The following is a 21620-nucleotide window of genomic DNA, read 5'->3' as shown; positions in this document are numbered from 1 at the left end:
ATGCTACCCCCGGGTGACCGTGCCGTCCGGGAGCGTGCGCACGTGTGTTCCCGCGCCCTGCCCGAAGGGGAACGCGCTGGTCACAGCTCGGTGGGCAGGCACTCCCGGGCGAGCAACTCGGAGACGTACCAGTCGGGCGCCCCGGCCTTCTCGGCGGCCACCGCCAGCTCGCCCAGCTGGATCGCCGAGGGCATCCCGCCCTCGTAGCCGTCGAGCACGTAGGCCCAGGCCGTCACCACACCGTGGTCCGCCGTCCGGGCGCGCACCGTGACCTTGCGGTAGGCCCGCCCGTCGCCCGCGACCGACCACAGCGCCCGCCTGCGCCGCAGTTCCCCGTACTCGTCCTCGGACACGCCCCGCGGGCGGCGGTGACCCCCGCGAGGCGCCTCCAGGGCGCCCTGCCAGAAGTCCAAGTGGGGTTCGTCCCATTCCATGAGGTCGTACAGCGCCACGAAGACCCGCCGACCGGCGTCCTCGGCCAGGGTCGCCAGCGCGCCCCCGGGCTCGGGCAGGCACTCGCCGAAGGTCAGCCGCCAACCCTCCAACCAGCCAGTGGTGATCAGGGGCGAGTGCGGGGCCCGCCGGGCCATCTGCCCGGGGTGGAGACTGGTTCCGTACGCCGCGTAGATGGACACGGGGCCATCGTAGACCGGTTGGCCCGGGGTGCCTGCTATTTCCCCCGGTCGGCATGGCCGACAATGGGAGCAAGCGACGAAAACAGGTGGTGCCGCGCCATGCCCGCATATCACCCGGACCGGGGACGCGCGTGGCGGCCAGGCCGCAGAGGGAGTGAGGCTAGCGTGACGAAGGTCGTGATCATCGGTGGCGGACCCGGGGGCTACGAGGCGGCACTGGTCGCCGCACAGCTCGGCGCGGACGTGACGGTGGTGGAACGCGACGGCATCGGCGGCGCCTGCGTCCTCACCGACTGCGTGCCCTCCAAGAGCCTGATCGCCACGTCCACCCGCACCACGTACGTACGCGAGTCCGACAGCCTCGGCATCCTCATCCGCGACGCCCAGGACGAGGACGCGGTCCGGGTGGACACCGACCGGATCAACTCCCGCATCAAACTCCTGGCCCGGGCGCAGTCCGACGACACCCGCGCCCGCCTGGTCAAGGAGGGCGTGGAGGTGATCAGCGGCGAGGCCCGCCTGGTCGACCCGCACATCGTGGCCGTGGGCGACCAGCGCCTGCGCGCCGACGTCGTCCTCATCGCCACGGGCGCCCACCCCCGCGAACTGCCCTCCGCCAAGCCCGACGGCGAGCGCATCCTCACCTGGCGCCACCTCTACGACATGGAGGAGCTGCCGGAGAGGCTGATCGTGGTCGGCTCCGGCGTCACCGGCGCCGAGTTCGCCAGCGCCTACCAGTCCCTCGGCTCCGAGGTCACCCTGGTCTCCTCGCGCGACCGCGTCATGCCCACCCAGGACGCCGACGCCGCCGAGGTGCTGGAGCAGGTCTTCATGCGCCGCGGCATGACCGTCCTCAACAAGACCCGCGCGGAGTCGGTGGTGCGCACCGACGACGGCGTGCTCGTCACCCTCTCCGACGGCCGCACGGTGGAGGGCAGCCACTGCCTGATGACGGTCGGCATGATCCCCAACACCCAGGACCTGGGCCTGGAGGAGGCCGGTGTCCGCCTGGGCGACGGCGGCTTCGTCGAGGTCGACCGCGTCTCGCGCACCACCGTCCCCGGCGTGTACGCCGCGGGCGACTGCACGGGCGTGAACATGCTGGCCTCCGTGGCCGCCATGCAGGGCCGCATCGCCATGTGGCACGCGCTCGGCGAGGCCGTGTCCCCGCTCAAGCTCTCCACCGTGGCCTCCACCGTGTTCACCCACCCCGAACTGGCCGCCGTGGGCGCCAGCGAGGACGACGTGCGCAGCGGCCGGATCGACGGCCGGTCGGTCACCCTGCCGCTCAACACCAACCCGCGCGCCAAGATGAACGAGGTCAAGGACGGCTTCGTCAAGCTGATCTGCCGCCAGCACACCGGCATCGTGCTGGGCGGGGTCATCGTCGGCCCGCGCGCCAGCGAGCTCATCCTGGGTGTGTCCATCGCCGTCCAGCAGCGCCTGACCGTGGACGACATCGCGCACACCTTCTCGGTGTACCCGTCGCTGTCGGGCAGCGTGACCGAGGCCGCCCGCTCGCTCATGCTGGCGTCCCCGGAGTAGGACGCCCCTTTTTACCCGCTCCTGACAAGAATCGAGTAATGTCGTTTCGTGATCTGTCCCAAGTGTCAAAGCACCATGCGCACGTTCGACCGCCAGGGCGTCCACATCGACCGGTGTGACGGATGCCAGGGCATCTTCCTCGACCGGGGTGAGCTGGAGCGCGTCGTCAACGCCGAGCAGCGCCACTACGGTGTCGCGCCGCCGCCCGACCCCCACCAGGCTCCGCCCCACGGCTACCCGCAGCAGCACCGCGGCGGCTACCCGGACTCGCCGAAGGGCTTCCGGGGCGGTCACCCCGACTCCCCGAAGGGCTTCCGAGGTGGTCACGGCGGCTACCCGGACTCGCCGAAGGGCTACCGGGGCGGTCACGGCGGCTACCCCGACTCCCCGCGCGGCTACGGCGGACGCCGTAAGAAGAGCTTCCTCGAAGGCCTCTTCGACTGAGCCGAGCAGTCCCGACAACCTGAACGAGTAACCCGTGCACCCGCTGATCTGTACCCACTGCGGGGAATGGGACGAGACCCCCGACACCGCCGCGGGGGTCTCCGTGCTGCGCTGCGCCTTCTGCCAGCGCACTCGCCCGTTCCTGCGCCTGCCCCTGTACTGCGTGTCGGGGCCGAGCGGCACCGGCAAGTCCACCATCGCCGGGGCGCTGCTGGAGCGGCTCCGCGACCGCTTCGTCGTCCTGGAACAGGATCTCCTGTGGGTCGGCGGACTCCGCGACCCCGCCGACCACCACCGCCTGTTCCGCTCCACCTGGCTGCGCACCGCCGCCATGGTCCAGCAGAGCGGACGCCCCGTCGTGCTGTGCGGCACGGTGGTGCCGCCGGAGCTGGAGCACCTGCCCGAGCGCGCCCTGTTCACCGATGTCCACTATCTTGCGCTGACCTGCGAGCCCGACGTCCTGGCCGGGCGCCTGCGGGCCCGCCCCGCCTGGCGCGAGTGGGACGAGGAGCGGATCGCCGAGGCCCTGGAGTACGCGGCCTGGGTGGAGTCCGAGGCCGCGCGCCTGGAGCCCCCGGTCGACCTGTTGGACACCACCAGCGCCGAGCCCCGGGAGACCGCCGAGGCCGTGTGCCGGTGGATCGAGGAACGGCACGTGCGGGCCGCCGCCTCCTGACCTGATGTGGTCCGGGGAGGCCCCGGGCTGGACGCGGGTGAGGGCGCCGTTCAGCGCCCCGCCTGCTGATGGTGGCCGGGGCGGCGGCGCCTGCTGCCGCGTATTGGCCCGGGCGGGCGACCAACGGTTGGCGTTCGGGGGTGGTGGGGCTTTGCTGCGTTGGCACCAAAGGCGGCGGGGCTGGCGGGCCTGGGGCAGCGCGACCGGCCCCTGTGGCGGGGGTGGGCGACGGTGGCAGCGACGACGGCTGGCGGCAGGGCCCGGGCCGCCTGGCGGGCGCGGGCATGCCGGGGACCGGCCCGGCCGGGGTCACTCCCGGGGCGGTGGCACCAGAATTCTGTCGGGCGGATGGTCTCGTCCCCACCCGTGTCCCTGCTGTTGGTGTGTGCGCAGTTCGCGTTGGTACTTGGCCCGGTTATGCGGCCCGCACAGCGGTTGCAGGTTCGCCACCACCGTGCGCCCGCCCCGAGAGAACGACTGCACGTGGTCGGCCTGGCAGAGGGCCACCGGAACTTCGCACCCGCCCGGGTGGGCGCAGGTGGTGTGCCCGTGGAAGGCGGCGGTGCGCTGGCGGGCTGAGGCCAGGCGGCGGCTGTGGCTCACATCCAGGACCTGCCCGGTGGGCGGGGCGGTGAGCATCCGCACCACCTCAGAGTCGGCGGCCAACTCGTGCACCACCCCGACCGGAATCACCCGTCCGCGCTCGTCCAGCGCCGGCACTTCCTGGCCTTGGGTGTCCAGGTAGGTCTGCACCGGCACGACGATGCGGATCTGCGCCAGTGGAGCGGGGGTGTTGGCGCATCCGGTGTGGGTGGTGGCGAAACGCAGCGCCGCGATGAGCGCGTCGTGCTCACGCTGCGACCGCGACCGGGTGTCCTCGTCCGAGGGTGGGGTGGTGAAGGTGTCGATGGCCGCGCGCACGATCAACGCATCCCCACTGCCGCCCCACGCTTGGAGCTGGTAGCTGCCCTGGAACGTGTCATGCACGACCAGCCCACGCGAGGCGTGAGCGGCCTCGTGGTCGCGGTCCAGGCGGTGGGGGTCCAAACGATGCGCGACCTGGCGGGCCACCGACTGAAGTTGGTTGACCGACAACGCACGCCGCTCCGCCTTCGCGGCCACCAACGCCGACTCAAAGCCGCCCCGATACTCCTGCTCCTCAGGGAAATGCTGAGCGTCGCGGGTCTGGACGGCCTTGTCGGTGACCTTGGCGATCACCACCGCCTCACCCAACCCCACCACGCCCGTCTCCACCGCTTCCACCGTGGCGGGCAGAGTCTCCTCGTGCACATGCTGGGCCAGCCGCGCCAAATCCTTGGCCTGGGAGGTGGGCAACTTGCCGTGGTGCACCAACCACTTGTCCAACGTGGAATAACCGCTGTAGCGGGCCACCGCACCCCGCGCGTACAGGCGCGCCATCCGCGCCAACGCCTGGTACCGGATCTGGTCCAGCTGGGCCCACAGCGCCGCGATCTCCTCAGCGGCGCTCTCGTCCGCTCCGGGCGGCACGTCGGCGTTCAACGCGTGGTCGATGATCTCGCGCGCACCGGCCAGCGCGGCCACGGCCGGGGAACATTCCCCGGGGGCCGTCTCGGGCGCTGCGGTCATCATCTCCATACTTCTTATTATAGGCCGCCGATCGCCCTTTCTCCACTATTCTCGGCATCAATTGCCGACTTTCTTTGTGGAGGCCACTTTGTTTCGTCGGATGCAATGGGGTCGGGTTAAAAGGTGTCCGAAAAAGGTGCGCCCAGAATGCCATATTGACCTCGGCGATGCCGCCCCCCGACCACAGGAGCCAGGATCGTTGCCCGAGGCCGGAGGGCCTGCTTGCCGTTGGTGCCGACGCAGCAGAGCCCGACCACCCCCACACCCCGGGCGTTGGTCGCCCTCCGGTAGCCGCTCCCGCCTTTGGTGCCGCTTTTCGTCGGTCGCCCACGCCCCCACCCGGCGCCCGCCGTTCCCCGCCGCCCGCACCCTTTCGCGGCAGCTGGCGCGCTTTCGTTGCCGCCAGAAACCCCCAGCAGGAATAGCGTAGGGAGGGGCCCTGTGGACGGCCCCTCCCTGCCCCTCAATCCATTACCGTTATTGAACGAAGAGCGTTTCAGGGCACACCAAAACGCCCCCTGGGTGGGATCCCCCCTATTTCCAGGAAACCATCACCACACCACCCACGACCACCCCCAACCACCACCTGTGGAAAACGTGGAGACACGAGAAGGGCCCCGAGCGGTCCGCCCGGGGCCCTGGGCCCGTCATCGTCCTGTCTGCTGGGTGTGGGTCAGAAGTCGAAGCCGCCGAAGTCGCCGCCCCCGAAGTCCCCGCCTCCGAAGTCGCCTCCCCCGAAGTCCTCTCCGGCGCCGACATCACCGGCGCCCATGCCCATACCCATGCCCATCATCGACCCCATCATGGAGCCCATCATCATGCCGGTGAACATGCCCATCATCATGTTCATCCCGAAGTAGCCGCTCGCGTAGGGCGAGTAGGCCGGGCCGGCGTCGTAGTACGGGCGGCGCTCGCCGTCCACCTCGACCAGGCGGACGTCGGGCTGGCCGCCGGTGCGCACCGCACGCGCGCAGTCGGCGCAGGCGGTGACCTCGCGGGGCGCGCCGCCGGGCGGGGCCCAGGTCACGTCCTCCACGGACGGGCCGTGCTGCGGGTTGAAGAAGCAGGGGCCGCGCCGCTCGGGCACCGGTTCGCCGTTGAGGCGGGCCCGGGTGGCGGTCATGTAGTAGCGGCCGTCCTCCAGGGAGCTTGTGACCAGCCGGACCTGCTCGGGCTCGCGGATGTTGTCCAGCTGGGCCTTGGCCTGGTCGTAGGCGTCCATGGCCTGGGAGTAGTCGTTGCGGGTGGCGTCGTCGACCTTGGAGACGTCGATCTCCAGCCGGGCGACGTCCTCACCGAGGCGCACGACGTCCTCGGTGGCCATCTGCCGAATCTCCTCCAGCTGTTTGGCCTTCTCGGCCTCGCGCCTCTTGCGGCTGCGGTGGACGAACCACGCGCCCGCGGCGACGACCGCCAGCAGGACTCCGAGGAGCACGAACCCGGAGGTGGCCCCGGCCTGCTCGGCCTCCTCGACCTGGGTGGCCGCGTCGGGGACGGCGACGAGGGTGTCGACCTGGTTGCCGCCGCCCTCCCGCATGGCGACCTCACGGATCGCCTCGGTGTCCTCGACGTTGGGGGACAGCACCTGGAAGGTCTGGCTACCCGCGAACACGCCGTAGACCCCGTCCCCGACCTCGTCCATGACGGGGTTCATCAGGGCGTCGAGCCCGGCCTGGGAGGAGATGCTGTCGGTGGGCAGGATCACGTAGTAGACGGGGACGTCCGCCTCGGCGGCGGTCGACTCCAGGATTCCCTGCTCGGCCTCGGGGATCGCGTCGATGCTCGGGTCGATGAAGACGTTGTCGTTCCCGAGCTCCTCGGCGATCGCCTGGGACTCGGGCGGTTGGGTCTGGGTATCGGCCGAGGCGGGCACCACCGCGGCGCTCACCATCGCCGCCGCGAGTCCGGCGGTCAGCACTGTGGGTGTTACCAAGCGGCGCAACATGATCGTTCCTCTCGCCTCCCTCTCCAACCTAGACGAACGGGTGCCCCCGCGGGGTTCCCCCTGTGCCGGAACTCACCGGCAGTACACAAGCTCACCCGTTGTACACGGTCTCACTGGCCCTACACGGCCCCCGTTCCACACGGGCCCCGTTCCACACGGGCCCCGTTCCACACGGGCCCCGTTCCACACGGGCCCCGTTCCACACGGGCCCCGTCCCACACGGGCCCCGTCCCACACGGCCCACCCATCCCCACCGGTCCTACACGCGGCGCGGCCCGCCGGAGGTGCTCCGGCGGGCCGCTGCGGACGGGGTGGGGCTGTGGGTCAGCCCTGGCCGGAGGCCCCGGCGGGAACCTTCTTCACGCCGGGTTCGCCGACCTCGCCCTCGACGTCGTCGTGCGCCTCGTCGTCCAGCGGCACGAACCCGGAGGCGTCGCGCGGCGCGTGGTAGCGGGCCACGTCCAGGATGCCCTCGCGCTTGGCGACGATGGCCGGGACCAGCGCCTGACCGGCCACGTTGACCGCGGTGCGGCCCATGTCCAGGATCGGGTCGACGGCCAGCAGCAGGCCCACGCCCTCCAGGGGCAGGCCCAGGGTGGACAGGGTCAGGGTCAGCATGACGGTCGCGCCGGTGGTTCCGGCGGTCGCGGCCGAGCCGATCACCGACACGAACACGATCAGCAGGTAGTCGGTCAGGCCGAGGCTGATGCCGGGGAAGAACTGGGCGATGAAGATCGCCGAGATCGCCGGGTAGATCGCGGCGCAGCCGTCCATCTTGGTGGTGGCGCCGAAGGGCACGGCGAACGCGGAGTAGTAGCGCGGCACGCCCAGGTTCTGCTCGGTCACGCGCTGGGTGACGGGCATGGTGCCCATCGAGGAGCGGGACACGAAGGCCAGCTGGACCGCGGGCCACACGCCGCTGAAGTACTTCAGCGGGGACAGGCCGTTGACGCGGGCGAGCACCGGGTAGACGACGAACAGCACCAGCGCCAGGCCGATGTAGATGGTCAGCGCGAACTTGCCCAGGGCGCCGATGGTGGTCCAGCCGTAGCTGTACACGGCGTTGCCGAGCAGGCCCACGGTGCCGATCGGGGCCAGGCGGATGATCCACCACAGGGCCTTGAGCACGATCTGGAGCGCGGAGTCGGTGAAGGCGATGAAGGGCTCGGCGGCCTTGCCGACCTTGATCGCGGCGATGCCCAGGACGATGGCGATGACGATCAGCTGGAGGACGTTGAAGTCCAGCGAGGCGCTGAAGCTGCCGTCGTCGGAGCCGGAGACGCTCGCGCCCAAGCCGAGGAAGTTGGCGGGGACGATGCTCTCGATGAACGCCATCCAGGAGCCGGTGCCCGAGGGCTCGGCGGCGGTGGCGGCGTCCACGCCGCTGTTGACGCCGGGCCGCACGATCAGGCCCAGGGCGATGCCGATGCCCACCGCGACCAGGGCGGTCGCGCCGAACCACAGCAGGGTCTTCCAGGCCAGCCGCGCCGCGTTGGTGACGTTGCGCAGGTTGGCGATGGAGGAGATGACGGCGAGGACGATCAGCGGCGGGACGATGGTCCGCAGCAGGGTGACGAAGGTCGAGCCGACGGTGTCGAGGGTGACGGCGAGCCAGTTGCTGGCGTCACCGGTCTCGGCGTTGGGCGGACTGATCTGGAAGGCGACGGCGCCCAGAATGACGCCGAGGACCAGGCCCGCCAGGACCTGTGCCGCGAACGGGAAACGGAGGGTTCTGCGCTTCTTGGGCGCGTCTGTGCTCTGTGCGGACACGGGATGGGACTCCAGTGGTGGTGAAGGCAGCCGGAGGGGTACGCACGGCGGAGCGGTCGGCGCCGCCGGGGTTTCCGGCACGGGGAACGGCGGGCATCACCGAGGGGATGGTGACACGGGGAAGAAGGGTGCGCGGCGCGCTGCCCGGAAGGGCGCGCGTGGACCTAGCGACACGCCTGACAGCCGCGGCGGCACAGGTCGATGTGCCACCGTCGCGTCAGTCCCCAGATGTTCGTCACAGACAAGGACAATAACGTTCGTTCCTTATCTATTCCATACGAGGGTGTCGACAACTTCCTGTCCCTGGCGCCACAACGTCCACTCCACGGGCTCTGCGGTGCGTTCCGCCCGGCGCGGATGCGTCGAGGATCACTCCGGGGGCGAGGCCGGGTGGGACAATCTGTGGAGAACACCGTTACGGGGTGACAGTGATGGCTACCGTGGGCGACGAGAACGAGCCGACGATCGGAGACCGTGACATGTCCGTTCCAGTAGTGGCCGCGCGCCCGGACCCCGAGATTGATGGTGCGGTGCTGCTACCGATGCCGCCGCAGGACGGGTTCACCGCCGAGGACCTCGACCGCATTCCGGATCTTCCGCGACACACAGAACTCATCGACGGAAACCTGGTCTTCGTGAGCCCCCAGAAGTTCTTCCACATGTTCGCCATCACCCTGCTCCACCGGCAGATGGACGTCCAAGTCTCAGAAGACATGCTGGTCTGCCGGGAGATGACGGCTGTACTCGGGAGGCGGCAGAGGCCCGAACCCGATTTCATGCTGGTCCGCGCAGACGCACTCCACGACTTGGACGCTACATCGTTCGCGGCGGAGGACGTACGGCTGGTGGTTGAGGTGGTCTCACCCGAATCCGAGATCAGGGATCGCAGGCGTAAGCCGGAGCTCTACGCGGAAGCAGGAATCCCTCACTTCTGGCTGGTTGAGAAGGAGGGCGAACGGGATATCGCGGTGTACGCGTACGAACTGGATCCACTCAAGGGTACGTACGGCGGTCTCACCGTGCACCGGGAACGGCTCAAGGTCAGCGCGCCCTGCGATCTGGACATCGACCTGGCCGGATTCTCCCGCCGCTGAGAGGTGCGCGTGAGGAGGGGGAACGGGGGCGCCGGACGTGCCTTCCCCCGGTGTCCTCGGGGGAGCGCACACAGCAGGGGGAGGCACCGGCGGCCGGTACCTCCCCCTTCACCCGCGCGTGGCGCGGACGCTAGGCGTCCTTGATCTCGCAGACCACCGCGCCGTTGCCCACGGCCTCGCCCGCGGTGATCCTCAAGCCCGTCACCGTCCCGGCCTTGTGCGCGTTGAGCGGCTGCTCCATCTTCATGGCCTCGATGACGACCACGGTGTCGCCCTCGGCGACCTGCTGGCCCTCCTCGGCCACCAGCTTGACCACGGTGCCCTGCATCGGGGAGACCAGAGAGTCTCCGCCCGCCGCCACGGTGTTCCCGCCGCCCCTGCGCGCGGTCCGCCTGCCGCGGCGCTGACCGCCCGCCGCCGGGGCGGCGGCCGAGGCGCCCAGGCCCGTGGGCAGGACCACCTCCACACGCTTGCCGCCCACCTCGACGGTGACCCTCTCGCGCTCGTCCTCGACCGGCTCGCCCGGGGTGCCCGACCACGGCTCGACGGTGTTCTCGAACTCGGTCTCGATCCACCGGGTGTAGACCCCGAACTGCTGCTCGGGGTCGGCCGGGGCGAAGGCCGGGTCGCTCACCACGGCCTGGTGGAACGGGATCACCGTGGGCATCCCGCCGACCGTGAACTCGGCCAGGGCCCGCCGCGAGCGCTGCAACGCCTCCTGGCGCGTGCGGCCCGTCACCACGAGCTTGGCGACCATCGAGTCGAAGGCCTGGGGCACCGTGAACCCGGCCTCGCAGCCGGTGTCCACGCGCACGCCCGGGCCGCCGGGCAGGTTCAGCTCGGTGATGGTGCCCGGCGCGGGCATGAAGTTCCGCCCCGGGTCCTCGGCGTTGATGCGGAACTCGAAGGAGTGCCCGCGCACCTCGGGGTCGCCGTAGCCCAGCTCCTCGCCGTCGGCGATGCGGAACATCTCCCGGACCAGGTCGATGCCGGTGACCTCCTCGGTCACGGGGTGCTCGACCTGCAGACGGGTGTTGACCTCCAGGAAGGAGATGGTGCCGTCCACGCCCACCAGGAACTCGCAGGTGCCCGCGCCGGTGTACCCGGCCTCGGCGAGGATGGCCTTGGAGGAGGCGTGCAGCCGCTCCACCTGCTCCGCGGACAGGAACGGCGCGGGCGCCTCCTCCACCAGCTTCTGGTGGCGCCGCTGGAGCGAGCAGTCGCGGGTGGAGACCACCACGACGTTGCCGTGGGTGTCGGCCAGGCACTGGGTCTCCACGTGCCGGGGCCGGTCCAGGTAGCGCTCCACGAAGCACTCGCCCCGGCCGAAGGCGGTGACCGCCTCGCGCACCGCGGACTCGTAGGCGTCGGCGACCTCGTCCAGGGTGTGGGCGACCTTGAGGCCGCGCCCGCCGCCGCCGAAGGCGGCCTTGATCGCGATGGGCAGGCCGTGCTCCTCGGCGAAGGCCACGACCTCCTCGGCCGACTCGACGGGGTCGGCGGTGCCCGCCACCAGCGGTGCGCCGACCTTCTGGGCGATGTGGCGGGCCTGGACCTTGTCGCCCAGGGCGGTGATCGCCGCGGGGGGCGGGCCGATCCAGGTCAGCCCGGCGTCGATGACGGCCTGGGCGAAGTCGGCGTTCTCGGCCAGGAACCCGTAGCCGGGGTGGACGGCGTCCGCCCCGGAGGCCTCGGCCACCGCCAGGAGTTTGGCGATGTCCAGGTAGGAGTCGGCCGGGGTGGCCCCGCCCAGCGAGTGGGCCTCGTCGGCGACCTTGACGTGCAGTGCGTCCAGGTCGGGCTCGGCGTAGACGGCGACGCTGGCCAGCCCGGCGTCGCGGCAGGCGCGGGCGATGCGCACGGCGATCTCGCCGCGGTTGGCGATCAGTACTTTACGCACGGTGGGAAATCCTTCTGCTCGGCGCGGGGCGGACAGCGCGCCGGCCGCTCCATGGTGAGTCTGCGGGTGGGGATGGCGGGGTCATCGCGTGCTCAGCCGCCAGGCGCCGGGGCCCGGGCGGGGCGGTGCGCCGCGCACCAGGCGCGAGCGGTCCCGCCACCCGGACGGGCGTTCGGGGGCGGGCTCCTCGGCGGTCCGGGCTGCCCGGGCACGGGCGCTGAGCACGGCGGTCAGGGCCGCGAGCTCTTCGGCGGTGGGCTCGCCGCGGACCACGGCCAGGTGCGGCGGGTTCTTCGGCGCGCTCACAGCGGGATGTTCCCGTGCTTCTTGGGCGGCAGCTGCTTGCGCTTGTTGCGCAGGGCCTTGAGGGACTTGGCGATCCGGACGCGGGTCTCGGAGGGCATGATGACCCCGTCCACGTACCCCCGCTCCGCGGCGGAGTAGGGGTTGAGGAGGGTGTCCTCGTACTCGCCGACCAGCCGGGTGCGCTCGGCCTCGACGTCGTCGGCGGCGGCCAGGGTGCGCCGGTGCAGGATGTTCACCGCGCCCTGGGCGCCCATGACCGCGATCTGCGCCGTGGGCCAGGCCAGGTTGACGTCCGCGCCCAGGTGCTTGGAGCCCATGACGTCGTAGGCGCCGCCGAAGGCCTTGCGCGTGATGACGGTGATCAGGGGCACCGTGGCCTCGGCGTAGGCGTACAGCAGCTTGGCGCCGCGGCGGATGATGCCGTCCCACTCCTGGTCGGTGCCGGGCAGGAACCCGGGCACGTCCACGAAGGTCAGCACCGGCACGTTGAAGGCGTCGCAGGTGCGCACGAAGCGCGCGGCCTTCTCGGAGGCGTCGATGTCCAGGCAGCCCGCCAGGCTCATGGGCTGGTTGGCGACGATGCCGACGGACTGGCCGTCCACGCGGCCGAAGCCCACCACCATGTTCGTGGCGAACTGGGCGTGGACCTCCAGGAAGTCGCCGTCGTCCAGGACGGCCTCGACCACCGTGCGCATGTCGTAGGGCTGGTTGGCCGAGTCCGGGATGAACGCGTCCAGGGCCAGGTCGGTGTCGGTGGCCTCGTCGCCCGGGGCGTCCTCGGGAGGCAGCGGCGGCGCCTCCTCCAGGTTGTTGTCGGGCAGGTGCGAGAGCAGAGTCCTGACGTACTCGATCGCGTCCTGCTCGTCGGCGCCCATGTAGTGCGCCACACCCGACCTGGTGTTGTGGGTGCGGGCGCCGCCCAGCTCCTCCATGGAGACGTCCTCGCCGGTGACCGTCTTGATGACGTCGGGGCCGGTGATGAACATCTGCGACGTCTCGTCCACCATCACGACGAAGTCGGTGAGGGCGGGGGAGTAGACGTGGCCGCCCGCGGCGGCGCCCATGATCAGGGAGATCTGCGGGATGACGCCCGAGGCGTGGGTGTTGCGGCGGAAGATCTCGGCGTACAGGCCGAGCGCGACCACCCCCTCCTGGATGCGCGCGCCGCCGCCCTCGTTGATGCCCACGACGGGGCACCCGTTGGTGAGGGCGTGGTCGAGGACCTTGACGATCTTCTCGCCGTAGACCTCGCCCAGCGATCCGCCGAAGACGGTGACGTCCTGGCTGAACACCGCCACGGGACGTCCGTCGACCGTTCCGTGGCCGGTGACGACGCCGTCACCGTAGGGGCGGTTGCTCTCCAGGCCGAAGCTGGTGGAGCGGTGTCGGGCCAAGGCGTCGAACTCCACGAACGAGCCGGGATCGAGCAGTGCGTCGATCCGCTCGCGGGCGGTCATCTTGCCTTTGGCGTGCTGTTTCTCAACGGCTCGAGCAGACCCTGCGTGTACGGCCTCGTACCGGCGTCGTTGCAGGTCGGCGAGCTTGCCCGCGGTCGTGTGGATGTCGATCTCGTCCGCGGACAGCGGTTCAGGGGCTTCGGTGGCCATAACTACGCAGGTTAACCGCGAGGGGACGTCACACGGGAACCCAGCCCTGGTTACCGGTGAGTAACTACGCGGCGGTGCGGCCCCCGACCAGGCCCGTCGCCCGGGCCCGCGTCCGGAGCGTGCACGAAGCGTACGCGAAGCGCACAGAACGTACACGCGGGGTCCGCGGCACGGAACGCGGTATCACCGAAAACGCGTGAGGAAATGTGCTCTCCTTTCTCGTGAGCAACAATGCTTAACGCCCGGGCAAAACATCGGAAATACGCCCCCGCGCACCTGGCGGCGGGTGCGATCTCTGTAGGGTCGGTGACCATGACAGCGGTAAGCGCGGAACGCGACAGTGCACGACAGGAAGTTCCCGAGCAGCTCAGGAATGACGTCAAACTGCTCGGCGAGATGCTCGGAACGGTCCTCGCCGAAAGCGGCGGCGAGGATCTCCTCGCCGATGTCGAGAAGCTCAGGAGAGCGGTCATCGGCGCCCGCGACGGGTCGGTCACGGGGGAGGAGATCACCGCGATCGTCGCCGCCTGGCCGCTGGAGCGCGCCAAGCAGGTGGCGCGCGCCTTCACCGTCTACTTCCACCTGGCCAACCTGGCCGAGGAACACCAGCGGATGCGGGCCCTGCGCGAGCGCGACGACGCCGCCAACCCGCCCCGCGAGTCCCTCGCGGCGGCCGTCCGCGCCATCCGCGAGGGCGAGGGCGGCGAGGAACGCCTCAACGAGCTGATCGCGGGCATGGAGTTCCGCCCCGTGGTCACCGCCCACCCGACCGAGGCGCGCCGCCGCGCCGTGTCCACCTCCATCCTGCGCGTCAGCGCCCAGCTGGAGGCCTGGCACGCCTCCCACGAGGGCAGCAGCGCCGCCGCCGAGGCGCACCGGCGCCTGCTGGAGGAGATCGACCTGCTCTGGCGCACCTCCCAGCTGCGCTACACCAGGCTCAACCCGCTCGACGAGGTGCGCACCGCCCTCGCCGCGTTCGACGAGACCATCTTCTCCGTCATCCCGCAGGTCTACCGGAGCCTGGACGCCGCCATCGACCCCGAGGGCACCGGTGTGCGCCCGCCCCGCGCCACGCCCTTCGTGCGCTACGGAAGCTGGATCGGCGGCGACCGCGACGGCAACCCCTACGTCACCTCCGACATCACCCGCGAGGCCGTGCTCATCCAGTCCGAGCACGTGCTGCGCGGCCTGGAGGCCTCCTGCACCAAGGTAGCCCGCACCCTCACCGCCTACTCCAACCTCACCCCCGCCAGCCCGGCGCTGCTCGACGCGCTCGCCTCGGCCAAGGCGGGACAGCCCGAGCTGACGGCGGAGATCGGGGCGCGCTCGCCCAACGAACCCCACCGCCAGCTCCTGCTGCTGGCCGCCGCACGGCTGCGCGCCACGCGCGAGCGCGACGCCGACCTGGCCTACCCCGACGCCGACGCCTTCCTGGCCGACCTGCGCACCGTGCAGGAGTCCCTGGCCGGGGCGGGCGCGGTCCGCCAGGCCTACGGCGAACTCCAGCACCTGGTCTGGCAGGCCCAGACCTTCGGCTTCCACCTCGCCGAACTGGAGATCCGCCAGCACAGCGAGGTGCACGCCGCGGCGCTCGCCGAACTGCGCGAGGGCAAGGAGCTGTCCGAGCGCACCGAGGAGGTCCTCGCCACGATCCGGGTGATCGCCTGGATCCAGGAGCGCTTCGGGGTGGAGGCCTGCCGCCGCTACGTCGTCAGCTTCACCCGCTCCGCCGAGGACATCGCAGCCGTGTACGAGCTGGCCGCCCACGCGCTGCCCGCCGGACGCGTGCCGGTCCTGGACGTGGTCCCGCTGTTCGAGACCGGCGCCGACCTGGACGCCTCGCCGCACGTGCTCGACGGCATGCTCGAACTGCCCCAGGTCAACAGGCGCCTGGACGAGACCGGCCGCAGGATCGAGGTCATGCTCGGCTACAGCGACTCGGCCAAGGACGTCGGGCCGGTCAGCGCCACCCTGCGCCTCTACGACGCCCAGGCCCGCCTGGCCGCGTGGGCGGCCGAGCACGACGTGCGCCTGACCCTGTTCCACGGCCGCGGCGGCTCGCTCGGCCGCGGCGGGGGCCCGGCCAGCCGAGCCCTGCTCGCCCAGGCGCCCGGCTCGGTCGGCGGACGGTTCAAGGTCACCGAGCAGGGCGAGGTCATCTTCGCCCGCTACGGGCAGTCCGCGATCGCCCGCCGCCACATCGAGCAGGTCGGCCACGCGGTGCTGATGGCCTCCACCGACGCCGTCCAGGAGCGCGAGCGCTCCGCCGAGCGCGAGTACCGCGCCCACGCCGACACCATCGCCCGCGCCGCCCAGGAGGCCTACCTGGAGCTGATCAACACCGAGGACTTCGCGGTGTGGTTCTCCCAGGTCACCCCCCTGGAGCAGCTCGGCGAGCTGCGGCTGGGCTCGCGCCCCTCGCGGCGCGGCGCGGCGCGCGGGCTCGGCGACCTGCGCGCCATCCCGTGGGTGTTCTCCTGGACCCAGACCCGGGTCAACCTGCCGGGCTGGTTCGGCCTGGGCACGGGCCTGGCCGCCGTGGAGGACCTGAGCGTGCTCCAGGCCGCCTACCGCGAGTGGCCCATGTTCTCGTCCCTGCTGGACAACGCGGAGATGAGCCTGGCCAAGACCGACCGCACCATCGCCGAGCGCTACCTGGCGCTGGGCGGGCGGCCGGAGCTGACCGAGCTGGTGCTGGCCGAGTACGACCGCACCCGCGACCTGGTGCTCAAGGTGACCGGGCACAGCCGCCTGCTGGAGAACCGGGCGGTGCTCTCGCGCGCGGTGGACCTGCGCAACCCGTACGTGGACGCGCTCTCCCACCTCCAGCTGCGCGCGTTGGAGGCGCTGCGGGGCGAGGAGGCCGACTCCCTGTCGGAGGAGGACCAGCAGCACCTGGAGCGGCTGCTGCTGCTCTCGGTCAACGGCGTGGCCGCCGGGCTCCAGAACACCGGCTGACCGCCGGTCGGCCCGCACGCGCGAGGGCGCCCCGCACCCGGGAGGGGGTCGCGGGGCGCCCTCGCGCGTGCCGGAGCCCGTTACTCCGGGAACTCACCGGTGTCGATGGTGAGGTCGAACGGCTCGGGGAGGTGGATCTCCTTGCCGAAGGGCACCTTCGTGGAGCTGGTGTACCTGCCGTTCTCCGGATCGGAGTAGAGGGTGACCTCGCCCCTGCCGGTCTGCGGGTCCCAGCGGTCCACCAGAAGGTACAGGGGGACCCCGGCGTGGGCGTAGCCCCAGAGCTTGGGCTTGCGGTCCTTGTGTGCGGTGCTCCTGGAGGTCACCTCGACCACCAGCAGGGCGTCCGACACCGGGCTTTCGGTGGAGTACTGCGTCACGGGGTAGGGAAGCACCATGAGGTCCGGGATGAAAGCGCTGGTCCGCGAGGGGATCTGCACGTCGACAGCCTGGTGTACCTCGGCCTCACCCAGGTCGCTGCCCTCACGCAGGATCTCCCGGGTGAGGCTCTTGTTGAGCAGCCACACGATCCGGCTGTGTTCAAGGCTTGGTGGGGTCATGATTGTGATGTCGCCTTCGATGATCTCTGCCTGCCAGCCCTCTGGTAGGTCGAGTTCCTCCCAGGCGCGCAACACGACTTCCCAGCGGGACGGTATGCCGAGTGCTTCCGCTTCCGCGATACTCATGGACTCCGCCACCCCTGCCGACAATGTGATGATGATGTCGCCTTCGATGATCTCGGCTCGCCAGCCCTCCGGCAGGTCCAGGTGTTTCCAGGCGCGCAGCAAGACTTCCCAGTGCGACGGCGTTCGGGTCGCCGTCTCCGCCTCTGCGATGCTCATCTCTGGCGCCACCTCCGGTAACTGAACGTAGCAACGCGTGATCACCCATGTGCTGGTTTCAGCTTAACGGGCGGTCCTTTGCCGCACAGGGGTTTCCGGACAGGGTTGCGGCGCTGCTGTAATGGGGGCATGGCCAGCGCACACGACCCCTTCCCGCGACCCCCGCTCGACGCGGCGGCCCTCGACGCCGCCCTCGTCCGACCGGGCGGCATGTGGCACCGGATCGAGGTGCTCCCCGAGGCCGCGTCCACCAACACCGAGCTGACCGCGCGCGCCGTGGAGGGCGCCCCGCACGGCAGCGTGCTGGTCACCGAGCACCAGACCGCCGGGCGCGGACGCCTGGGCCGCGGCTTCTCCACCCCGCCGCGCGCCGCCCTCACCTTCTCCCTCCTGGTCCGCCCCGCGGTGCCCGTCACCGGCCTGGGCTGGCTCCCCGCGCTCATGGGCGTGGCCGCGGTCGGCGCCGTGCACCGGGTGACGGGGGTCAAGGCCGCGCTCAAGTGGCCCAACGACGTCATCGTCCCCGCGCACCTGCGCTCGGAGCCCGCGACGGCCGACGGCAAGCTCGCGGGCATCCTCTCCGAGGCCGACTTCTCCTCCGGCCAGCCGTGTGTGGTCGTGGGGATGGGCCTCAACGTGTCCCAGGAGCGCGCCGAACTCCCCGTGGACACCGCTGTCTCCCTGCGCGGGGAGGGGTCGGACGCACTGGACCGGGGCGTCCTGCTCGCCGCCGTCCTGGGTGAGTTCGAGGAGCTGTACACGGTGTGGACCGCCGCCGGAGGCGACGCCGAGGCCAGCGGGCTGGCCGCCGCCTACCGGGACGCGTGCGTCACCATCGGGCGCCGCGTGCGGGTCCACCTGCCCGGGGACCGGATGCTGGAGGGCGCCGCCACCGGCGTGGACGCCGACGCCCAGCTGCTGGTGCGCGGACCCGGCGGGGAGCGGGCCCTGAGCGCGGGCGACGTCGTCCACGTGCGCCCCGCTTCCTGAGCCCCGCCGCCCGGCCCTGCGCCGCCACCCGCGTCCCGGCCGCCGACCGGTTCGCCGCCGCCGCTGCGCCGCCGTCCACAGGGAACTTCGGGCACTCCCGCGGCGACCCCCGCGTGTGCGATCATCACCGGGTGCGGCCGCCGCCGACCGCGGGCCGCGCGGGCCTGTCGGCAGGCACCCTGTCAGGGGACGAACCGCGGGCGTAAGCTGGAGTGGAACCCCGTGCCGCCTGCTGGCCGGTGCCGAAGTGACTGTTCCCCGCCCCGGCGGGGATGGCCCGTGAAAGAGAACGTATGCCGTCGCGTCCCGACCCGAAAGCGATCGAGTCCGCCCTGCTCGGCGGTGAAGCGGTCTACACCAGGGAGCAGGCGATCGAGCTCGCCGGCGCCGACAACGAGCTGGCCGGGCGCATCTGGCGTGCCCTGGGCTTTCCCAACCAGGGCGACGACACGGTCACCTTCGCCGAGAGCGACGTCGAGTCGCTGCGCATCGCCAACTCCCTGGTCCAGGAGGGCGTCCTGGACGAGGAGGGCGTGGTCCGCTTCGCCCGCGCGATGGGTCAGACCATGGCCCGCCTGGCCGACTGGCAGACCAGCATACTGAGCACCCTCATCTACCAGGAGGGCGAGGACTCCGTCAGCCCGCTGATGAACCAGGTCAAGGAGCTGCTGCCGGACGTGGAGCGGCTCCTGCTGCACATCTGGCGCAGACAGCTCGCCGCCTCCTCGGCCCGCACCCTCGCGGTGATGTCGGACAACGACGCCGTGCCCAACTACTACCCGTTGGTCGTCGGGTTCGCGGACCTGGTCTCCTTCACCACGCTGAGCCGCGAACTCGACGAGGTCGAGCTGGCCGGGGTGGTCGAGGGCTTCGAGGCCACCGCCGCCGACATCGTCGCCTCCGGCGGCGGCCGCGTGGTCAAGACCCTGGGCGACGAGATCCTCTACGTCGCCGACTCCCCGGCCGAGGCCGCCGACATCGCGCTGCGCCTGGCCTCGGGCGTCAAGACCCACGTGGAGGTGCCCGACGTGCGGGTCGGCTTGGCCGCCGGGCCGGTGCTGACCCTGCACGGCGACGTGTTCGGCACGACCGTCAACCGCTCCAGCCGCCTGACCTCCTTCGCCAGACCCGGCACCGTCCTCATCGACGAGAGCCTCGCCGAGAGCCTCGCCGACGAGGAGGGACTCCAGGTGGTGCAGGTGCGTGCCCGGCACGCGCACGGGCTCGGCCTCATCCAGCCCTACGCCCTGCGCCGCAACTTCGAGCCCGCGGGCTGAGAACCCAGCCTTCCTCCACGATCACCGTGTGCGCCGCGACCCGACGGGATAGGCTCGAAGGCGTCGCACCAGTCCGTGAGAGGCCAGGTGGTGAGCCGGTGACCGCCCCTTCCCCCGTCCAGCGTCTGCGCACCTCGGGTGTCTTCAGCCTTGAGGGCAGCGATTTCGACGTCGAGAACAACGTCTGGATCGTCGGAGACGACGAGAGCGCCATCGTCATCGACGCCGCCCACGACCACGAGGCGATCGCCCGGGGCCTGGGCGACCGCGAACTCATGGCCATCGTGGCCACCCACGGGCACAACGACCACGTCAACGCGGCCGCCGCGCTGGCCGACCTGACCTACTGCCCGATCCTGCTGCACCCCGACGACGCCGAACTGTGGTACCGCGTGCACCCGCACCGGGAGCCGGACGCCCTGCTGGTGCACGGCGAGACGCTGATGGTCGGGGGAGTGGAGCTGGAGGTGCTGCACACACCGGGCCACACGCCGGGCGGGGTGTGCCTGTACGCGCCCGCGCTCGGGGCGGTCTTCACCGGCGACACCCTCTTCCCGGGCGGCCCCGGCGCCACCGGGCAGCCGTTCTCGGACTTCCCGACGATCATCGCCTCGATCCGCGAGCACCTCGCGGTCCTGCCGCCGGACACCGTCGTCCACCCAGGCCACGGGGAGTCCACCACCGTGGCCGAGGCAGCCGAGCACCTCGACGCCTGGGCGGCCCGGGGGTTCTGAGTTCCGCGACCTCCGGCCACGAGGAACGCCCCGGTCCGGTACGGAGTCCGGTCCTCACGGCCCCGGCCCGGGGCCTGACCGCGGTGCCCGCTTCCCGGACCGCCGTCGACGTGCCGCCGAAGGCTCACCAGGGAGTCGGGTCGGCCCTCGTGTAGAAGTCGTCGTCGTGACGGCCTTCTCCGGGCGTGTACAGATAGAGCCGGATGTCCGCCTCATCGAAGGAGACGACCATGTAACCCTGCCAGACGTCAGGGGAATCCATGGACAGCCAATGGCCTGTCGAGTTGATCAGGCATTCGCCTTGACCCGTCGGGTCACCGACTTCCTGCTCTTCCAGTTCCTCGATGTTGTAGCAGAGCTCCCAGGAGCCGTCGAGGCGACCATTCGGGACCTCTTGCCCTTTGCCCGGGCCGAAGGTGTCACCGAAGGCCGTGTAGGCATGGCCCTCTTGGAATTCAATGGTCTGGCCCTGGCTGTTCTCCCACGTGCCGATCACGTGTTCGCGGGAGATCCTCCCTCCCGGATGGGCGTAGAACTGCGCGGGAACGCCGCAGCCGAGGGGTGTGACCGAGACCACCGCGATGAGGGGGATCAGGTGGAATCGCCGCAGCCGATGGCGGAAGCTCATGTGGATCTCCATTTCTGCTCTTGGAGATATCGACCGCGAGCCCGAGAATGTCCTGTGTCTGGAGAGAGGCTAGCGCAGGTCCGAACGCGTTCCATTTCGGGGTGGTCGATGCCGCTTCGAATGGAGCTTCCAGTGTTCGGGGCTTCACCGAATGCGATGCCCGGATGAGTTCGACCGGTTCGGCCGGGTGTTTCGACGGCGGTCTTCTGTGGATTCAGGCGGTGGTGCGGAGGGTGTTGATGAGGCGGGCGATGTCGGCGCCTCGTCGTGGGCGCCGATGGTCAGGGCGAGCCGGTGGACCTCGGTCAGGGCGACGAGGAGGTCGGTGATGAGTGTGGACACGGGGTGCGGTTCCGTTTCGGGGGTCGGGGGCTCATCCCGGGGCGGGACAGGGACCGTGGAGAGTCGGGTTGACGGAGGTCCACGCGCAGCCGGACACGGGGCAGCGCCAGTGCGCGGTGGGGTGGACACGGGTGATGGTCGTCTGGGCGCGGCGGAAACCATTCGAACTGTGTCGAGGCGCGGGAGCACGCCGGAGGCGTGGACGTGCGCGACACCCAGGACCGCGAGCTGGCGCAGCTGGAGTTCGCCGCCAGCGAGTGGACCGCGCTCGTGGACTCCCTCAAGTTCCACGGCTGACGTCCACCTGACCAAGGGCAGC

Annotated in this window: 19 protein-coding genes; 9 read left to right on the top strand and 10 right to left on the bottom strand. The window is 70.9% G+C overall.

Features of this window, described 5'->3' with window-relative positions:
• Nucleotides 1-80: 80 nt before the first annotated feature.
• On the bottom strand, nucleotides 81-635 hold the full coding sequence (locus AC0VX6_RS23725) for a gamma-glutamylcyclotransferase family protein (RefSeq protein WP_475466116.1): 555 nt from the start codon (nucleotides 633-635) through the stop codon (nucleotides 81-83).
• A gap of 165 nt (nucleotides 636-800) precedes the next feature.
• Between AC0VX6_RS23725 and AC0VX6_RS23720 the strand changes: the two genes are divergently transcribed.
• Genes AC0VX6_RS23720 through AC0VX6_RS23710 form a run of 3 tightly spaced genes read left to right on the top strand, consistent with a single transcriptional unit; the run spans nucleotide 801 to nucleotide 3300 of the window.
• Nucleotides 801-2180 carry an NAD(P)H-quinone dehydrogenase gene (locus AC0VX6_RS23720; RefSeq protein WP_274974720.1) on the top strand — a complete coding sequence of 460 codons (1380 nt, stop codon included), beginning with the start codon at nucleotides 801-803 and terminating at the stop codon, nucleotides 2178-2180.
• A 48-nt stretch (nucleotides 2181-2228) separates the two neighbouring features.
• Nucleotides 2229-2624 (top strand): TFIIB-type zinc ribbon-containing protein, encoded by a 396-nt coding sequence (locus AC0VX6_RS23715; RefSeq protein ID WP_302475368.1) that lies wholly within the window; start codon nucleotides 2229-2231, stop codon nucleotides 2622-2624.
• A 34-nt stretch (nucleotides 2625-2658) separates the two neighbouring features.
• Entirely contained in the window at nucleotides 2659-3300 is a 642-nt protein-coding gene (locus tag AC0VX6_RS23710) for a P-loop nucleotide/nucleoside kinase family protein (protein ID WP_274974718.1), read from the top strand.
• Nucleotides 3301-3609: 309 nt separating this feature from the next.
• Here the strand turns inward: AC0VX6_RS23710 and AC0VX6_RS23705 are convergent, their stop codons facing one another.
• The 3 genes from AC0VX6_RS23705 to AC0VX6_RS23695 all read right to left on the bottom strand — a co-directional run bounded on the left by AC0VX6_RS23705 (nucleotide 3610) and on the right by AC0VX6_RS23695 (nucleotide 8623).
• Nucleotides 3610-4908 (bottom strand): HNH endonuclease signature motif containing protein, encoded by a 1299-nt coding sequence (locus tag AC0VX6_RS23705; RefSeq protein WP_475469432.1) that lies wholly within the window; start codon nucleotides 4906-4908, stop codon nucleotides 3610-3612.
• Between the two features lie 673 nt (nucleotides 4909-5581).
• The gene (locus AC0VX6_RS23700) at nucleotides 5582-6826 is read right to left on the bottom strand and encodes a chemotaxis protein CheA (RefSeq protein ID WP_475469430.1); all 1245 of its coding nucleotides are present in this window, start codon (nucleotides 6824-6826) and stop codon (nucleotides 5582-5584) included.
• 351 nt (nucleotides 6827-7177) lie between these two features.
• The gene (locus AC0VX6_RS23695; RefSeq protein ID WP_475466114.1) at nucleotides 7178-8623 is read right to left on the bottom strand and encodes a dicarboxylate/amino acid:cation symporter; all 1446 of its coding nucleotides are present in this window, start codon (nucleotides 8621-8623) and stop codon (nucleotides 7178-7180) included.
• A gap of 431 nt (nucleotides 8624-9054) precedes the next feature.
• On the opposite strand from AC0VX6_RS23695, the gene AC0VX6_RS23690 reads away from it, so the two are divergent.
• The gene (locus tag AC0VX6_RS23690) at nucleotides 9055-9717 is read left to right on the top strand and encodes a Uma2 family endonuclease (RefSeq protein ID WP_475469428.1); all 663 of its coding nucleotides are present in this window, start codon (nucleotides 9055-9057) and stop codon (nucleotides 9715-9717) included.
• Between the two features lie 130 nt (nucleotides 9718-9847).
• On the opposite strand, the gene AC0VX6_RS23685 is transcribed toward AC0VX6_RS23690, so the two are convergent.
• The 3 genes from AC0VX6_RS23685 to AC0VX6_RS23675 form a co-directional block, all read right to left on the bottom strand.
• A complete protein-coding gene (locus AC0VX6_RS23685) occupies nucleotides 9848-11617 on the bottom strand; it encodes an acetyl/propionyl/methylcrotonyl-CoA carboxylase subunit alpha (RefSeq protein WP_475466112.1) in 1770 nt (589 codons plus the stop codon).
• 81 nt (nucleotides 11618-11698) lie between these two features.
• Nucleotides 11699-11923: an acyl-CoA carboxylase subunit epsilon gene (locus tag AC0VX6_RS23680; RefSeq protein WP_274974715.1), complete on the bottom strand. Its 225-nt coding sequence runs from the start codon at nucleotides 11921-11923 to the stop codon at nucleotides 11699-11701.
• The gene (locus tag AC0VX6_RS23675) at nucleotides 11920-13530 is read right to left on the bottom strand and encodes an acyl-CoA carboxylase subunit beta (protein ID WP_248772010.1); all 1611 of its coding nucleotides are present in this window, start codon (nucleotides 13528-13530) and stop codon (nucleotides 11920-11922) included. The genes AC0VX6_RS23680 and AC0VX6_RS23675 overlap by 4 nt, the downstream gene beginning before the upstream one ends.
• 312 nt (nucleotides 13531-13842) lie before the next feature.
• Here AC0VX6_RS23675 and AC0VX6_RS23670 point away from each other — a divergent pair, with 312 nt between their 5' ends.
• Entirely contained in the window at nucleotides 13843-16488 is a 2646-nt protein-coding gene (locus AC0VX6_RS23670; protein WP_475466109.1) for a phosphoenolpyruvate carboxylase, read from the top strand.
• Between the two features lie 80 nt (nucleotides 16489-16568).
• Here AC0VX6_RS23670 and AC0VX6_RS23665 read toward each other — a convergent pair whose 3' ends face one another.
• Nucleotides 16569-17276 carry a Uma2 family endonuclease gene (locus tag AC0VX6_RS23665; RefSeq protein ID WP_475466107.1) on the bottom strand — a complete coding sequence of 236 codons (708 nt, stop codon included), beginning with the start codon at nucleotides 17274-17276 and terminating at the stop codon, nucleotides 16569-16571.
• Between the two features lie 183 nt (nucleotides 17277-17459).
• Between AC0VX6_RS23665 and AC0VX6_RS23660 the strand changes: the two genes are divergently transcribed.
• The 3 genes from AC0VX6_RS23660 to AC0VX6_RS23650 all read left to right on the top strand — a co-directional run bounded on the left by AC0VX6_RS23660 (nucleotide 17460) and on the right by AC0VX6_RS23650 (nucleotide 20331).
• Nucleotides 17460-18320 (top strand): biotin--[acetyl-CoA-carboxylase] ligase, encoded by an 861-nt coding sequence (locus tag AC0VX6_RS23660; RefSeq protein ID WP_274974713.1) that lies wholly within the window; start codon nucleotides 17460-17462, stop codon nucleotides 18318-18320.
• A 293-nt stretch (nucleotides 18321-18613) separates the two neighbouring features.
• Complete coding sequence (locus AC0VX6_RS23655; protein WP_274974712.1) at nucleotides 18614-19597, top strand: adenylate/guanylate cyclase domain-containing protein; 984 nt, start codon at nucleotides 18614-18616, stop codon at nucleotides 19595-19597.
• Between the two features lie 98 nt (nucleotides 19598-19695).
• Entirely contained in the window at nucleotides 19696-20331 is a 636-nt protein-coding gene (locus AC0VX6_RS23650) for an MBL fold metallo-hydrolase (RefSeq protein WP_274974711.1), read from the top strand.
• Nucleotides 20332-20455: 124 nt separating this feature from the next.
• Here the strand turns inward: AC0VX6_RS23650 and AC0VX6_RS23645 are convergent, their stop codons facing one another.
• Entirely contained in the window at nucleotides 20456-20971 is a 516-nt protein-coding gene (locus tag AC0VX6_RS23645; RefSeq protein ID WP_274974710.1) for a hypothetical protein, read from the bottom strand.
• 132 nt (nucleotides 20972-21103) lie between these two features.
• The gene (locus tag AC0VX6_RS23640; protein WP_274974709.1) at nucleotides 21104-21301 is read right to left on the bottom strand and encodes a hypothetical protein; all 198 of its coding nucleotides are present in this window, start codon (nucleotides 21299-21301) and stop codon (nucleotides 21104-21106) included.
• Nucleotides 21302-21499: 198 nt separating this feature from the next.
• Between AC0VX6_RS23640 and AC0VX6_RS23635 the strand changes: the two genes are divergently transcribed.
• Complete coding sequence (locus AC0VX6_RS23635) at nucleotides 21500-21598, top strand: DUF397 domain-containing protein (RefSeq protein WP_475466105.1); 99 nt, start codon at nucleotides 21500-21502, stop codon at nucleotides 21596-21598.
• Nucleotides 21599-21620 lie beyond the last annotated feature (22 nt).

The sequence above is a fragment of the Nocardiopsis sp. iso_25 genome (assembly GCF_056173305.1).
This window is presented reverse-complemented; position numbering and strand designations above follow the sequence as displayed.